Source organism: Pseudoduganella lutea (genome assembly GCF_004209755.1).
GTDB classification, from domain to species: Bacteria; Pseudomonadota; Gammaproteobacteria; order Burkholderiales; family Burkholderiaceae_D; genus Rugamonas; species Rugamonas lutea.
In genome coordinates this window covers 5,327,081-5,343,064 of record NZ_CP035913.1, presented here as the reverse complement: position 1 = coordinate 5,343,064, position 15,984 = coordinate 5,327,081, and the positions used below count along the sequence as shown (strand labels likewise).

Below are 15,984 nucleotides of genomic sequence, written 5' to 3'. Positions count from 1 at the left end.
AACACCGGTGTCTGACACCATTTCCGGGAGATTCATCCGGAAATGGTGTCAGACACCGGTTCTCTCGGGCCGGCGGTATTGCGAGAAGCCGCCGGCCCTTTACATCATCAGAACTTGTAGCTCGCCCCCAGCACGACAGTGCGGCCCGATTTCACGAACAGCAGCGTGTCCTGCCGTTGGGTGTCGTTGTAGTAGCGGGTCGGTTCGTTCGACAGGTTCTGCGCCTCGAGCGAGATGCGCAGGTTCGGCGTGACCTGGTACGACGTGCTCATGTCATACGTGGTGGTGCCGTCCGCGACCAGGTAGTCGTGGCCGTCCACGTTGCCGCGGATGCCCCGGTAGTAGCTGGAACGGTTGGCACGCGAGACGCGGGCGCTGAACTTCTCGTCGTCGTAGTAGATGGTCAGGTTGTTTGCGCGCGGCGACAGGCCGGTGAAGTTCGTGATCATGAACAGCTCCTCGTTGCCCGCCGTGCGCGGGTTGTCGAGGCGCGTCAGGTACTTGATCTTGGACTTCACGCGCGTCACGTTGGCCATCATGCCGAAGTTCGACCAGGCGCCAGGCAGGAACGAGAAAGGCGTCTGCCACGAGAACTCGGCGCCGTTCAGCGGACCGCCGCTGGTGTTGACCTGGCGGCTGACCGTCACGAGCGTATCCGGTGTCGTCGGGCAGGCCGGCGTGCCGCCGGTGATCGAGCAGCCGGTCGGCGTCTGCAGCAGGTCGTTCGGGATACCCAGCGATGAGTAGGTCTCCAGCTGCGACACGCCCTGGATGAACGACTTCATGTCCTTGCGGAAGACGCCGAGGCCCACCATCGCGTTCTTTGCGTAATACCACTCGCCCTGCAGGTCGAACGTGTTGGCGCGGATCGGATCCAGGTTCGGATTGCCGATCGAGACGGATTGGCCGGTGGTGTTGACGGACACCGAAGGCGTCAGGCCCACGTAGTCGGGCCGCGACATCACCTTGCCGGCCGAGAAGCGCAGGAAGATGTCGTTCGGCAGGATCGCCGTCAGGTTCAGCGCGGGCAGCCAGTCGCGGTATTTCTTGTAGCCGTAGTTCGGCGTCAGCTGGCCGTTCACGTTGATGAGCGCCATTGAGTTCAGCTTCGTCTCGGCGCCGCGCACGCCCAGGTTGCCGCGGAAGGTGACCGGGCCCACGTCGTAGTTGAAGTCCACGCTGGCGAAGACGGCGTTGATCTTTTCCTCTACCCAGCGGTTCGATTGCGTCAGGTAGTTGTATTCGGAACCCGGCACCGCGGCGCAGTGGCACTCGATATCCCAGGCCGAGCGGAACTTGTCCAGGTCCACCGTGGCCCACGACGTCGGCACGCCGGTGCCGCCCAGGTTCTTGCCGAAGCCCGTGATCTGCTGGGTGTAGTCACCCACCGTGGTGCCCGCCGGCAGTGTCAGGCCGTTGCCGCCCGAGCCCAGCTCCAGGTTGGTCCAGCGGTTCTTGCGCGCCGAGACGCCGGTCTTGAGCGTGATGCGGTCGTTGACTTCCCACTCCACATCGGCCTGCGTGGTCTGCAGGCGGTTCGTGGTGTTCAGGTAGCGGCCCACGAACTGGCCGCGCAGCGTGCCGTTGGCTTCCTGCGGCCCGAACGTGAAATTGTCGGGGTTGGCCACGTCGATGCCGAAGTTCAGGATCGGCACATCGCGGTTCTGGCGGAAGTCGAACGAGAAGCCGTCCACGTTCGGCGCGTCGAACTGCACGGTGGCGCGCATCGGCTCGTTCAGCTCCGAGTCGGACACGCCGTGCATGAAGTTGCCCCGCAGCGTATCGCTGAAGCGGTGGCCCACCGTGAACACGTGCTGCTTGAAGATGGTCTTGTACACGTCGACCAGGCCCTCGGTGCGGATGTCGACGTCGTTGAACTTGCCGTACATCCAGCGGCCGTTCTCGTTGAACTCCGCATCCACGATCGACGTCTGCGGTTTGCCGTTGGCCTGCGCCATCGTCCGGCCGAACGAGATCGCCGAGATGTAGTTATCGTAGCGGATATTGTCGAACTTGCCGTACATGAGGTCCAGGTTGACGTCCGTATCGGCGTTCGGTTTCCATTGCAGCGCGCCCGTCAGACCCAGGCGTTCGTAGTCCGTCATCGAACGGCGGAAGCGGGGAATGCGCGGGTGGAACGCGCCGTTGCCGGCGGCGGGATTGGCCAGCAGGCCACCGTAGTCGTCGCGGCGGCCGAACACCTCGTTGTAGGCCGTGGCGTCGGTGAGGCGATCGGCGCCTGGGCCGCACGAGGTGGCCGTCACGCCTTTCACGGGGTCGTTCGGCGGTGTCTGCGGGCTCACGCCGACCGGCGAGCAGAAGCCGCCGTCGGTGTTGGCGGCCACGATGCTGACGGCCTCGTAGCCTTCTTCCTGCGCGCGCCGCTTCGACCAGGCGCCGGAAATGAGCGCACCGAAGCGGCCATACGGCGTTTCCCACCGGTCGGAGATCAGGCCCGTCACGCGCGGCTGGGTTTTCTTGCCCATCTCGCGGTAGGACTCCTGCAGGCCGAAGCTGATCGTGCGGCCCTTGAAATCGAAGGGCCGGCCGGTGCGCAGGTCGACGGTGGCGCCCAGCGAGCCTTCTTCCACGGCCGCCTCGGCGGTCTTGCGTACGGACAGGCTGTTGAACAGCTCCGAGGCGAACACGGAAAAGTCGAAGCCGCGGCCGCGGTTTGTGCTGCCGTTGATGTCCGAGGCGCCGGTGGCGGCCACGCCTTCGATGCCGTTGATGCGCACGCGGGTAAAGCCCGAGTTCAGGCCGCGCACGGTGATCTGCTTGCCCTCGCCGCCGTCGCCCCGTTCCAGTGCCACGCCGGGCACGCGCTGCAGCGACTCGGCCAGGTTCGCGTCGGGGAACTTCGAGATGTCCTCGGCCTTGATGACGTCGATGATGCCGTCGGCGTTCTTCTTCGTGTTCAGCGCGCTGTTCAGGCTCGCCCGGAAGCCGGTGACGACGACGGTGTTGGCTTCCGCGCCGCTCCCCTGGCTGGCCGGCTGGGCCGAGGAACCCGTGGCGCCCTGCCCGCCGGACTGGCCGCTCGATTGCGCGGGCGCCTGCGGCGTGGCCTCTGCTGCGGCCGGCGCTGCGGCCGATGTCGGGGCCAATCCTGCCGCCTGCACGCCCGGCTGCCCCGCGTCACCCGTGGCCTGCTGGGCATTGGCGTGGGCGGCCATCGCACACACAGCCAGTGCTGCAAGCGCTATCAACTTCGGTTGCGGTCTTTGCATGTCTCATCCTCTTTTGCGTTGATGTCTCGTGCCTTGAATGTTCATTACCGATTCAAGACACTGGCGAATGCGCCGAACCCGCGGCTGCGGGTCCGGTGTTACTGCGGAATCAGAACTTGTAGCTCAGGCCCAGCACGGCCGAACGGCCGGAGTGCACGTACAGCAGCGTGTCGTTGCGCTGCGTGTCGCGGCCGTAGCGCAGCGGTTCGTCGGTCAGGTTCTGGCCTTCGAGCGAGATGCGCAGGTTCGGCGTCAGCTGGTAGGAGATGCTCGCGTCGATATTGGTGGAGCCGTCGACGATCGTGAAATCGTGGCCCTGCACGTCGCCCAGCACGGCCAGCAGGTACGACGAACGGTGCGCCTTCGACACCCGCGCCGAGAACTTCTCGTCCTCATAGAAGAACGTCAGGTTGTGCGCGCGCGGCGACAGGCCCGTGAAGTTGGCCCGCACGCTCAACTGCTCGTTGGCCTCGGTCCGTGGATTGTCGACCCGCGTGATGTACGTGATCTTCGACTTCACGTGCGTGTAGTTGGCCAGCATGCCGAAGTTCTTCCACACGCCGGGCAGGAAGGTGAACGGCGCCTGCAGGTTGAACTCCAGGCCGTTCAATGGTCCGCCCGGCGTGTTGACCTTGCGGCTCACCACCACCGAATCGGTCGGCGACGTGGGGCAGCCCGGCGTGCCGCCCGTGATCGAGCAGCCGTTGAAGACCAGCAGGTCGTTCGGCAGGCCCAGCGTGTTGTACACGGCGCGCTCGGACACGGTCTGGATGAAGCTGTCGATCTCCTTGCGGAACACGCCCAGCGACACCATCGCGTTCTTGGCGTAATACCACTCGGCCTGCAGGTCGTAGGTCTTCGCGCGGATCGGATCGAGGTCGCCGTTGCCGATGCCCACGGTGCCCGACTGGCCCGACACGGTGGCCGACGGCGCCAGGTCCACGTATTCCGGCCGCGACAGCGTCTTGCCGGCGGAGAAGCGCAGGTACACGTCCTGCGGCAGCTGGGCCGTCAGGTTGAACGCCGGCAGCCAGTCGCGGTATTTTTTCGTGACGATGTTCGGCTGCAGCCGGCCATTGACGTTGATGAGCGCCATCGACGTGGCCTTCGTTTCCGCGCCGCGCACACCCACGTTGCCGCGCCAGCCGATGCCGAACAGGTCATAGTTGAAGTCGACCATGCCGTACAGCGCATCGATCTTTTCCTCGACGGCGCGGTTGGCCTGCGTCAGGTAGGCGTATTGCGAACCGGGCACCGCGTCGCAATGGCACTCGATGTCGTAGATGGCGCGCAGCTTGTCGAGATCGACCGCCGCCCACGACGACGGCACGTTGGCGCCGAGGCCCTTGCCAAAGCCGGATACCTGTTGCGAGATATCGGCCACTGTCACGCCGGCGGGCAAGGCCAGGCCGTTGCCGCCCGAGCCGATTTCCACGTTGCTCCACGTGTTCTTGCGGTTCGAGTAGCCGCCGCGCAGTGTCAGGTTGTCGTTCAGTTCGAACGCACCATTGAGTTCCGTGGTCTTGAGCTTGTTGCGGGTGTTCAGGTAGCGGCCCACGAACTGGCCGTGCAGCGTGCCGTCCGCCTCCTGCGGGCCGAACGTGAAGTTGTTCGGGTTCGACACGTCGATGCCGAAGTTCAGCGCCGGCACGTTGCGGTCGTTGCGGAAGTCGTACGAGAAGCCATCCACGTTTGGCGAGTCGAACTGCACGGTAGCGCGCATCGGTTCATCGAGTTCCGAATTCGACGTGCCGTGCAGGAAGTTGACCTTGAAGCGGTCGCTGAAGCGGTGGCCGCCCGAGAACACGTATTGCTTGAACGTGGTCGTGTACACGTCGAGCAGGCCTTCGCTGCGCACGTCCACGCCGTTGAACTTGCCGTAGTCCCAGCTGCCGTTCCCGTCGAAGTGCGATTCCACGATCGACGTCTGCGGCTTGCCGTTCGCCGTCTGCAGCGTGCGGCCGAACGAGATCGCGGAAATATAGTTGTCGTAGCGGCGGTTCTCGAACTTGCCGTACATGAGGTCGAGGTTGACGTCCGTGTCGGCCGAAGGTTTCCACTGCAGCGCGCCCGTGAGGCCCGTGCGTTCGTAGTCCGTCATCGAGCGGCGGTAGCGCGGAATGCGCGGGTGGAATGCCCCGGAACCGGCCGCCGGGCTGGCGATCGTGCCGCCGTTGTTGTCCGTGCGACCCATCACGTCGTTCCACGCTGCGAGATTCGACGTGCGCGGCTCGCCGAAGCCGCAGTTGGCCGCGTCGATGCCCTTCACCGCATTGGTCGCGGGGTTCTGCGGCGCAACGCCGGCCGGCGAGCAGAAGCCGCCGTCGGCATTGGCCGACAGCAGGTCGACCGCCTCATAGCCCTCTTCCAGCGCGCGCCGCTTCGACCAGGCGCCGGAGACGAGCGCGCCGACCTTGCCGTACGGCGTTTCCCAGCGGTCGGACAGCAAGGCGGTCACGCGCGGCTGTGTTTTCTTCGACAGGTCGTTGTAGTGCTCCTGCACGCCCACGCTGACGGTGCGGCCCTTGAAGTCGAACGGCCGGCCCGTGCGCAGGTCGACGGTGGCACCCAGCGAGCCTTCCTCGACGGCTGCCTCGGACGTTTTCCGCACCTCCAGGCTGTTGAACAGCTCCGAGGCGAACACGGAAAAGTCGAAGCCGCGGCCGCGGTTCGTGCTGCCGTTGATGTCCGACGAGCCGGTGGCGGCCACGCCTTCGATGCCGTTGATGCGCACACGCGTAAAGCCCGCGTTCAGGCCGCGCACCGTGATCTGCTTGCCCTCGCCGCCGTCGCCGCGCGCCAGCGCCACGCCGGGCACGCGCTGCAGCGATTCGGCCAGGTTCGCGTCCGGGAACTTGGCGATATCCTCGGCCTTGATCACGTCGACGATGCCGTCTGAATTCTTCTTGGTGTTCAGCGCGCTGTTCAGGCTGGCCCGGAACCCGGTCACGACGACCACGTTCGGGTCCTGTGCCGGCTGCGGCGCAGGCTGGGTCTGCACTGCCGGCTGCGGTGCCACGTTCTGCACCGCCGGCTGTGGTGCTTCGTTCTGCACCGCCGGCCGCGGTGCTTGGTTCTGTACCTGTTCCTGTGCGGCCGCCTGCGCTGCCAGCGTGGCGATCGCGAGCGCCAGGCTTGTCAATCGCGCGGCCGGCAGCGCACGATGCCCCATGTGCTTCATGGACTTCATACCGTCTCCTCGTTTTGATGTCACGCTCCGTTTGCCGGAGTCGGTTCGATCTTAGGGCGAGATCATTTTGCTGAGGCGATGCGCGGCCAATCACTCACGTAGTTGAGCCGTTATGGCAAATTTGCATGCAAAAGTTGACGATGCTGTGTGCTTTGAACAACGCCATGCGCCCCTTGCGCGCCGCGGCGGCGCTGCTTACAGTGTCGCCTGTCCCCGACACCGCGGGACCACAACGAACGAGGAGACCATTTTGAAGACGACGTTCGCGCCCGCACGGCGCAAGCTGCTGGCCGCCACCCTGGCGCTGGCGGCACTGGCGGGCATGCCGTTTGCCCATGGCGCACCAGGCTCCAATCAGGATTGGGCCGGCACATGGGGTACCGCACCGGCCGATGCGGCACCAAAGACGCTGGAAACGTTCACCAACCAGACATTGCGGCTGATCGTCCACACCAGCATCGGTGGCAGCAAGGTGCGCATCCGGCTGTCGAACGAACTGGGTACTGCGCCCCTGCGCATCGGTGCGGCGCACGTAGCGCTGCGCGCCGGCGGCGCGGAGATCGTTGCCGATACGGGCCGTGCGCTCACGTTCGGCGGCCGGCCAGCCGTGGTGATCCCGCCGGGCGCGCCAGTGCTGTCCGACCCGGTGGACCTGGTGGTGCCGGCGCGTGCGGACCTGACCGTGAGCCTGCACCTGCCGGGCGAAGCCCAGGCAAGCACGGTCCATGGCAACGCGTTCCAGACCAGCTATGTGTCCGGCCCCGGCAACTTCACGGCCACGGCGGCGTTCCCCACGCAGCGCACGATCACGTCATGGCCGTTCCTGACGGCGGTGGACGTGATGGCGCCCGGGGCCGCCACGATCGTCGCGCTGGGCGACTCGATCACGGACGGTTCCAATACGACCGTGGACACGAACCGGCGCTGGCCGGACGTGCTGGCGCGCCGGCTGCAGACGGGCCGGCCGGATGTAAAGGTCGGCATCGTCAACCGCGGCATCGGCGGCAACCGGCTGCTGCGCGATCCGGGCGAATGGCCGCCGTTCGGCCGTGCCGTGCTGGCCCGCTTCGACCGCGACGTGCTGGCCACCACCGGCGTGCGCCACGTGGTGCTCCTCATCGGCATCAACGATATCGGCCACCCCGGCACGGGCTCGATGCCGGCCGCGGAAGGCCCGTCGGCCGAAGACCTGATCGCCGGCTACCGGCAGGTGATCGCCCGCGCCCGCGCGCATGGCATCGCCATCCACGGCGCCACGCTGACGCCGTTCGAAGGCACCGTCTTCCCCGGTTATTACACGGCGCCGAAGGAAGCCGTGCGGCAGGCCGTCAACAAGTGGATGCGCGAGAGCGGCGAGTTCGACTCGGTGATCGACTTCGACCGCGCCCTGCGCGATCCGGCGCGGCCCACGCGGCTGCAGGCGAAATACGACAGCGGCGACCACCTGCATCCGAACGACGCGGGCATGGCCGCGATGGCCGAAGCGGTACCGCTGCAGTTGTTTGGCGGCGCGAAGGTGGCGCCGCGCTGATCGGTGCCGGGGTTCGGCGGTGATGTCCGGCCGATGAGGTTCGGCCAGAGGATCAGCCGTGCTGGATGCCGGCTGCGGGCCGGTGGACGGCCGGTTCTCAGCCGAATGGCCGCATCGTCGTCATCGGCGTGGCGTTCTCCGCGCTGCCAGGCGGGTCGGTCTCGTCGAGCGTGCCTTCGATACCGTCCCACACCTGTACCAGCGCGGCCCAGCAGGCCAGCGTAGGGTCCGTGCGCGTGACCAGTTGCGCTACCGCGGTGTCGTTGCTCAGCTTCACATACCCTGCGTCCATGGATCCTCCCGAGTTCCGTTACAGGGTGGCCCCATCGCTGCCTGCCGTCCGTTAGCTGGCGCACATTACCCGGCATCGCGGCGGCCCAGGCAGGGCCGCGCATCGGGCAATATCAGCGGCGTGCGTCCTGCGGCGTTGCCACCACGTCGAGCGGTACACCGCCGCGCGCGGTGCGCAGGTTGACGAGCTTCACCGGTTCCAGCGCGTTTTCCCTCTTGCCGTCTGTCGTGACCGCCAGCGCGATCGTGTTGCGGCCGTTCGGTTTCAGGATGCCCGGCGGGATCACGAACGTGCGCTGCGGGCCGATGTGGGCGATGAACTGGCCCATGTTCCAGCCGTTCACGAAGATCAGTGCCCGGTTTTCACGGTTCGAACGCGGTGCCGACGTGTCGCCGAACGCCAGGCCCAGTTGCACGTCGTGCCCTTTTGGCAGGTCAAGATCGAAGCTGGTCCTGACCCAGTAGGTGCCGGCCGCCGGTGGCGCGTCGGTCGGTTTCGCCCCCGTCCAGCCGGTGGCGGCCTTGCCTGTCGCGGGCAGGTGCCAGCCTTCCCGTTCGCCATGCAGGCCGCCATTGTTCAGCGGGCCGCGCGCCACGTCCACGAGCGTTTCGCCGCCGCGGCGGCCCTGGATGCGCCAGTCGATCGGCACGCCGAAACGCTTGCCGCCTTTCGACGTCAGCGATGCCGAGATCAGCCCGCGCGCCTCGCGGTGATAATCGTCGGCCATCAGGTTCCAGTTGTGCGAGTTGTTGCGCACCATGACGGCGATCACGTGCCTGCCTGGCTTCAGGGCGCCCAGCGACAGCTTCACGCTGTCGGTCGTTTCGGGGAACGAGCGGCCCGTATCCATTTCGTGCTGACCGACGAAGCGGCCGTCGATCCACACTTGCGCCATGCCGGCGCCGCCAGCGCCATAGAACAGTTCGAGCTGGTTGGCGAGTTTGCCATTACCCGCATCCTTGATCTCCACGTGCCCGCGGTACCACACGTCACCATGGTGGAAGCCGTAGTCGCTCATGGCCAGCGTGGGCTGGCCGCGCTCGGGCATCGTCCACGTCTGCGCGGCCGAGGCACGGTTGTCCGCCTTGATCCAGCCTGCGTCGTCGAAGCCCGGCTGCGCTTCGGGGCTGTCGGCGCGCCGCACCCACGGCAGCGCCGCCAGGTCCGGCAGTTTGACGGCGGCCGGGCCCTTGATGTCGTTCGCCTTGTGGCTGCCGTCCGGCTGCGCGGCCAGCGACAGGGCCTCGCCGTTGAACGTGGCGGCATTGAACGCCGGCCCCCAGATCTCGATCGTGCTGGCCGCGGTGGTGTCGCCCGTCAGCGCCAGCTTGCCGCCGGCCAGCGTGGCGCTGCGCACCAGGGCCGGCGTCATCTGCAGCACCTGGCCGGCCGGCGTCTTCTGCGTCCAGAACTGCTGGCTGGTTTTTTCATCGGCCAGCAGCAGGAGCAGCGGCGCGCGGCCGCCGCCGCTGATGCGCACGCGGGCCAGGCCTTCATGCGTGTACGTGAGCTTCAGGTCGCCCTTCGCCGCATCGAAGCTGGACGCGACCTTGCCGGCCAGGACTTCGACCTTCGGCGCACCGGTGAAGCGCAGCACCGTTTCGCCGGCTTCGCCATCGCGGCCATGCAGCAGCGCGATGTCGCGCTCGCCGTTGTTGAAATGCGTCTGCAGCTCGGACGTCGAGTACACGAGGTGCTGCCGTTCCAGCGGGTAGGCGGCCAGCAGCATCTTGGCATCCTGGCCATTCAGGCGCAGCGGCACCTGGTAGCTGCCATCCTTCGTGGCGAGGTCGAACGTGAAGCTGTCGTCGGTCAGCAGGTCCGACGGGCTGTGCACAGCCAGCAGCACGTGCGCGCCCAATGCCGGATTGACGTTGTGGTAGACCTTGACCTTGTTCGACGACGTGGCGATGACCGGCCCCTTGTCCATCTGTGCGAGGGCCTGTTCGGCGGCCTGCACCATCATGCCCTGCTGCTTGAGCGCCAGCGCCTTCGGCCGCAGGCCGCGGTCTTCGGAGATCGGCGCGCCATAATCATAGGACGTGTAGACGACCGGCCCCGCCAGCCAGCCCCACGAAGTGCCACCGAACGTCATGTAGACGTTGTGGATCGTGATCCGGTTGATCAGGTTGGTGCCATAGAAAACCCGCTGGAAGCCTTTGCCCTGGCGCTCGGCCGTGCACTCGTAGGTGCCGTTCGAGCCCCAGTAGTCGAACCAGCCGGCACCCAGTTCTGCGGCGAAGCCCGGGGTCTTGGGCGAGGTCAGCGAACCGGCCTTCGGCCCCGGCTGCGCATAGATGCCCCAGTCGGGCGCCTTGTTCGGCCCGGACGGATCGGCGAACACATTGCAACTGCCACCCGGATAACCGTCGAACGCATAGATGTCGGTCGGGCCCTTGTTCGCCCAGGGCGCCGCGGAATCCTTCGGCGCCCAGTCGGGCAGGCGGCCGGCCGCGTTGTGGAAGAACGGCACGGTGATGCCATCGGCGCGGGCTTTCTTCGCCAGGTGCTCCATCTGGCGCACGTGCTTCGGTTCCACCTTGCCCAGTTCGTTTTCCAGCTGGTAGGCGATGATGTTGCCGCCGCCAGTCGTGACCTGGTGCCGTGCGATGATCGCGTTAATCTGCGTCATCCACTCGTCCGACGCGGCCAGGTAGACCAGGTCGTCCGTGCGCGCCTCGGCGCGGTTGCGGAACATCCAGCCCGGATAGCCGCCGCCGGTCAGTTCCGCGTTCACGTAAGGGCCAGTGCGGGCAATGATGTACATGCCCTCCTCCTCGGCGATCTCGATCGCGCGCTCCACGTTGCGGATGCCGTTGAAGTCATACACGCCCGGCGCCGGCGAGTGGTAGCCCCAGTCGAAATAGAAGGCGATGCCGTTGAAGCCGACCGCCTTCATTTTCTGGATCACGTCGCGCCACAGCGAAGGGCTGGGCAGGCGGAACGGGTGCACCTCGCCGGACCAGACGACGATGCGCTTGCCGTCCACCTTCAGCGAATGCTCGTCCCACGATACTTTTTTCGGCTGGCCTTTCGGCTTCGTGGCCGCCGCGAAGGCCTTGCGCTCCTCCGGGATGACGGAGGCGGCGCCGATCATGCCGGACACGCCACCCACTTTGGTCCTCGGCGACCAGCTGCGCAGGTCGCGGCTGTCCGCAAACCAGTACTGGCGGCTGTCGGCATCGGCAAAGTACGCGCGCCACGTGCCGTCGGCCAGTTTGACCAGCGACTGGCCGCCCGACGATGCGCCTGGCCCGCTGCCCTGTTGCACGGCCCACGGCCCCGCCAGCGTTTGCGCGGTGGCCACTTCGAGTGCGCCGCTTGACGCGTTGCGGACCAGCGCCGTATAGCCTCCCTCCGTGGCGACTATGGATGCGCCTCCGGACAGACCCTGCGCCAACTGCGGCGCCGACCATGCGGTAAAGCCGGCATCCGGTGCGACGATGAAGGTTTGCGCACCGGCGGCAACGACCACTTTCAGCGCACCGCCCGGTTCGCGCACCCAGCGTGGCGCGGATGGCGGCGTGCCGCCGGCCAGCGCCAGCGACGCGGTTCGCACCGTTTCCCATCGTTTCAGGTCGGCCGAGCGGGCAATGCCCAGGTTCGCGCCCTGCGCATACACGGCATAGTACTGGCCATCGTGCCGCACGATCGACGGATCGGCCAGCGTGCCACCTTCGGCCGCATGCGCTTCGGAAGCGAGCGTGGTGAACGTGACGCCATCGCTGGACGAATACACGCTGAAATTCCCCTCCGCCGACAGCGGCACGGCCGCCATCAACAACACCGGCGCGTTCGCTGCCGTATTGGCCTGCGCCTGGCGCTGCTGCGCGTCGGAAGCCTGTGGAATGCCCAGTTCCTGGGCGCCAGCCTGCAACGCCAGCGCGGCAAGGCTCAATTGAAGGAGGTGGGGAAGGCAGCGGCGACGGAACGAGGCAAGGGTCTTGGGCATCGGGGCTTCTGGATGTGGTCTATGGGACAGTGCCAGATCATAAAGCCATTTGCCCGCGAGACACGGGGCCTCATTGGTCAATCAATTGAGCGTTTGAACCCCGGGGCTGCTCGGACCTGCTTGGAACTGTTTACGATATGCCGACGGCGATGTGCGCAGCACGGCGCGGAAATGCTGCCGCAGCGACAGCGCGGTGCCAAAGCCCGCCTCCTGGGCCACCACCTCGATCGACACGCCGCTCGTTTCCAGCAGTTGCCGTGCATGCGCGATGCGCTGGTTCAGCAGCCACTGCTTGAACGACGTGCCGGTGGCCTGCCGGAAGTGCCGCGTGAACGTGCGGCGGCTCATCGCGGCGCGCTCGGCCAGCGCGTCGATGCCATGCTCGCGCTGCGGATGACGGGTCACCCACTCCAGCACCTGCGCAAAGCGCTCGTCGCCGGAGGAAACCGGTAACGGCCGCTCGATGAACTGGGCCTGCCCGCCATCGCGGTGCGGCGCGACCAGCAGCCGCCGGGCGACGCTGTTGGCGGCCTCCGCGCCGCACAGCTGGCGCAGCAGGTGCAGGCAGCAGTCCAGCCCCGCGGCGACGCCGGCCGACGTCAGCACGTCGCCTTCATCCACATACAGCACTTCCTCGTTGACGTTTACACGCGGGTGTCGCCGTGCCAGTTCATCCGCCGAGGCCCAGTGGGTGGCCACGGTACGGCCATCGAGCAGGCCCGCCTCGGCCAGCGGGAACGCGCCCAGGCACAGGCCGACGACGCGGGCACCGCGTGCATGAGCGCGCTGCAGCGCGCCAAGCAGCGCTTCCGGCGCAGGGCGACAGTCGTCGTGCCAGGCCGGCATCACGACGATGTCCGCATCGTCGAGCGCATCCAGGCCGCGCCGCGTGGCAATGGCGAAACCGGCCGCCGTCTGCAGCGGCCCCTCATCCACCGAGCAGACCTCGACATCGAAGCGGGGGTGCCTGCTCCCAGGCTTGCGCCGAACACGAGGCAAGGCACGGACAGGTGGAACGGGGTGATGCCGTCGAAGGCGACGACGACGATCCTGATCGGGTGGGCGGAGGTGGTCATGGCCGTATTATAGGCCCGTTTATATCGGAGCAATGCATTCGGGCCACTGTCTGGCACTTTCCCAAAGGAACCGATCGCGTATCTGGTACCAAGTCGTGTCTTGACCGGAGATGCCGTCACGGCACCGGAGTCCACCCCTTCCCGCCATCGAATCCGGAAAAGAACGCCGCCCGCGAGCCATATGCCGCCTTCGCCTCCTCCACACCGAACACCCGCCCATGCACCCGCCCGCTCGCATCGAGCGGCTTGCCATTTAGATCCATCGACCCAAACTCCCGCCATCCGGCGGTAGCCGTGGCCACAGCTGGATTCGGCACCGGCTGCTTCACATTCGGCCCGGCCCAGCCGCCGGGGGCGATGTGCGCCCCCATGCGGCAATCGATGAAGGCGATGTGGTCCCACGTGCCCGCGTAACCGGGACTGCGCGCGAGCCAGGTGGCGCCGGCGGGAACGTCGTTGCCGGTCGGGCCGGGGCCGTGCGTGAGCCGGCTGTTCACGAACAGGAAGCCCCTGTCGCCGGCGGACATCGTGCGCGCCTGCAGCAGGTAACCGCCGTTCCTTGAATTGGCGCTGTCGCCCACGGTGCGGATCTCGCTGTCCTCGAACAGGGCGGCACGGTTGTTCCCCCATATGAAGTCCACGTTCCCGGCGATCAGGGTGCGGAAAAACCAAGCGTAGCCGCGCACCTGGATCGTGTCCTGCTCGCTGAAGAAGCTGGCGTTTTTCGCGACCAGCCGGCCTTCGCTATTGAAGAACAGGGTTTCGGCCTGGCCGCCGTTGGGCGCATTGCGTAGCGTGCTGTTGCGGATCGTCAGCGTGTCGAGCGTGAGCATGTCGGCATCCTCGACGAGAAAGATCGCGCGGCCGCCGTTGATGCCGGGCGATTGCGCATCCTGGGCCGTGCCCGAACCCGGGTTCAGGCCATCGCCGTTCAGCGCGTCGATCACCACGCCGTCGCGGCTCTGGCCGCGCAGGGTCACGTTGTCCCTGCCGCGCAGGTACAGCTGCTCCTGGTAGCGGCCATTGCGGATGTCCACCGTCACGGGCGCCGTGCGGGCCGCGTGCTGCATGGCGTGATTCAGGGCGCCCTGCACCGTGCGGAAGTCGGCCGCACCATCGTCGTCCACCACGAGATTCCTGCGCTGCGGGATGGCGGCGCGGGTGCGGAACGTCCAGCCCTGCTGCGGGCCGATGCCGGCGAACGGCTGGCCATTGAAGCTGCCCGTAAAGACGCCGTCGTCGATGGTGACGACGTATTCCTCATCGGGCTGCAGCCTCGCGCTATGCAGGTGGATAACGGCATTGCGGCCTTCGATGGCGATCGGCTGCAGCCGCACCGCGCGGCGGTATGCCTGGCCCGCATAGCCCAGCTGGTCGTATTCACCGCTGGCGTGAATCGTGTCGACGGGCGCGCCGTCGCGCTTCCGGTGGATGCGGATCGCGCCGGTCGTGCCCAGCGTGGGCATCGCGTCGAAGCGCAGGCGCAGCGGCGTATCGTACGGCACGTTGCGCTCGCCGATGGCCGGAGCGACCGCGCCGCCGAGTGCATAAGCGGCGGCCGACGGCACCTTGCGCTGCGTGATCCGCACGTCGAAAACCGTTTGCACGTTCGGGTCGTCCAGGCTGGCCAGCGTCACCGTCGTCGCGCCCGGCGCCAGCGATGTCAGCGTGACGAAACCATCGCCCGCCTCCGCGCGCACCAGGGCCGGGTTCGCGGCCGTGGCGGTAAAGCGGAAGGGCATGGCGCCGAACGCGGTGGCGGTCGGCGGGCTGGCCGTGGTGAGGAAGGTGCCGGGCTTGCCGGCCGGTGTGGTGGAAGGAGAAGCAGCGACAGCGGGATCGCCGGCCTGGCGGTAGCTGCCCAGCGCGCTGGCCTCGAACCGCGCGGGGCCGTCGCCCAGCGTCAGCTGCGCCAGTTGTGGTGCCCTGGCCAGTGCCAGGCGCGCCGGCTTTTGCGCCGGGTCGCCGGTGACCGGGATGCTTGCTTCGAACGCGGTGCCGCTCGCGACCACGCCGGTGCGGCCACCCTGCGGCAATGCCGTATCGGTGACGTTGGTGACGCGCTCGCCGTCCAGGTAGACGACCAGCGTGCTGCCGGCCATCTCGAGCCGCACGGTATGGAACCGGCCATCGGCGGCGGCGGCGCGTCCAAAACCTTTCAACCGCGTCAGCTGCCCGCCGTGCATGCGCACGATCTCCACCTGCATGCGCTTCGCCGCGGACTGGAAGCTCAGGCCCGCGCCATACCAGTTGCCCTCGTCCTGGTAGCGGCCGACGACGTACAGCTTGCCGTCGCCTTTCTCACCGGCCAGGGGCCGGAAGCGCGCCTCGACGTAGGCATCGGCCGCCGTCGACCCGGCGGTGCGCACGGGCGCGCCGGCGTCGATCCGCACGACCTGGTCGGCCGCGGCGACCGATATCGATACCGCCATCACGGCCGCGCATGCGGCAATCCTTGGACCCATCATCCGTCTCCTGTTCTTGGTGAAGAAAACCGGTGTCTGACACCATTTCCGTCGGAAATGGTGTCAGACACCGATGCTTCTGGCCTGACCACTTTACAACAGGTCAGGCCATGAACGCCAGCGTCAGGATGATTGCGCTACCGGGGCATCACAGAGCGAAAAGTAAATTTCCTAACGCACTCCGGTAGAAAACTGTTTGCGTAAACATGCATTTTAAGACATCCTAAAAAAAGGTTGGTCAGGCCAAA

6 protein-coding genes and 1 pseudogene are annotated in these 15,984 nt (G+C 66.8%); 1 reads left to right on the top strand and 6 read right to left on the bottom strand.

All coding sequences use genetic code 11. From position 1 onward, the window contains the following. Positions 1 to 107: 107 nt before the first annotated feature. Complete coding sequence (locus EWM63_RS22840; protein WP_130188587.1) at positions 108 to 3,230, bottom strand: TonB-dependent receptor; 3,123 nt, start codon at positions 3,228 to 3,230, stop codon at positions 108 to 110. 109 nt (positions 3,231 to 3,339) lie between these two features. Continuing rightward, positions 3,340 to 6,420: a TonB-dependent receptor gene (locus EWM63_RS22835; protein WP_130188586.1), complete on the bottom strand. Its 3,081-nt coding sequence runs from the start codon at positions 6,418 to 6,420 to the stop codon at positions 3,340 to 3,342. 250 nt (positions 6,421 to 6,670) lie between these two features. On the opposite strand from EWM63_RS22835, the gene EWM63_RS22830 reads away from it, so the two are divergent. Then, the gene (locus EWM63_RS22830; protein WP_229487444.1) at positions 6,671 to 7,951 is read left to right on the top strand and encodes an SGNH/GDSL hydrolase family protein; all 1,281 of its coding nucleotides are present in this window, start codon (positions 6,671 to 6,673) and stop codon (positions 7,949 to 7,951) included. A gap of 97 nt (positions 7,952 to 8,048) precedes the next feature. Here the strand turns inward: EWM63_RS22830 and EWM63_RS22825 are convergent, their stop codons facing one another. The 4 genes and pseudogenes from EWM63_RS22825 to EWM63_RS22810 form a co-directional block, all read right to left on the bottom strand. Beyond that, entirely contained in the window at positions 8,049 to 8,243 is a 195-nt protein-coding gene (locus tag EWM63_RS22825; protein ID WP_130188585.1) for a hypothetical protein, read from the bottom strand. A 112-nt stretch (positions 8,244 to 8,355) separates the two neighbouring features. After that, positions 8,356 to 12,195, bottom strand: a complete 3,840-nt coding sequence (locus EWM63_RS22820; protein WP_130188584.1) for a beta-galactosidase — start codon at positions 12,193 to 12,195, stop codon at positions 8,356 to 8,358. A gap of 81 nt (positions 12,196 to 12,276) precedes the next feature. Then, positions 12,277 to 13,271 (bottom strand): annotated as a pseudogene (locus tag EWM63_RS22815) (GlxA family transcriptional regulator). Positions 13,272 to 13,387: 116 nt separating this feature from the next. Beyond that, a complete protein-coding gene (locus EWM63_RS22810) occupies positions 13,388 to 15,739 on the bottom strand; it encodes a pectinesterase family protein (protein WP_130188583.1) in 2,352 nt (783 codons plus the stop codon). Between the last annotated feature and the right edge of the window lie 245 nt (positions 15,740 to 15,984).

Excerpts from the sequence above, each read along its gene's own strand:
- EWM63_RS22840 (WP_130188587.1), bottom strand. The coding sequence starts at position 3,230 with ATGCAAAGACCGCAACCGAAGTTGATAGCGCTTGCAGCACTGGCTGTG.
- EWM63_RS22835 (WP_130188586.1), bottom strand. The coding sequence starts at position 6,420 with ATGAAGTCCATGAAGCACATGGGGCATCGTGCGCTGCCGGCCGCGCGA.
- EWM63_RS22825 (WP_130188585.1), bottom strand. The coding sequence starts at position 8,243 with ATGGACGCAGGGTATGTGAAGCTGAGCAACGACACCGCGGTAGCGCAA.
- EWM63_RS22820 (WP_130188584.1), bottom strand. The coding sequence starts at position 12,195 with ATGCCCAAGACCCTTGCCTCGTTCCGTCGCCGCTGCCTTCCCCACCTC.
- EWM63_RS22810 (WP_130188583.1), bottom strand. The coding sequence starts at position 15,739 with ATGATGGGTCCAAGGATTGCCGCATGCGCGGCCGTGATGGCGGTATCG.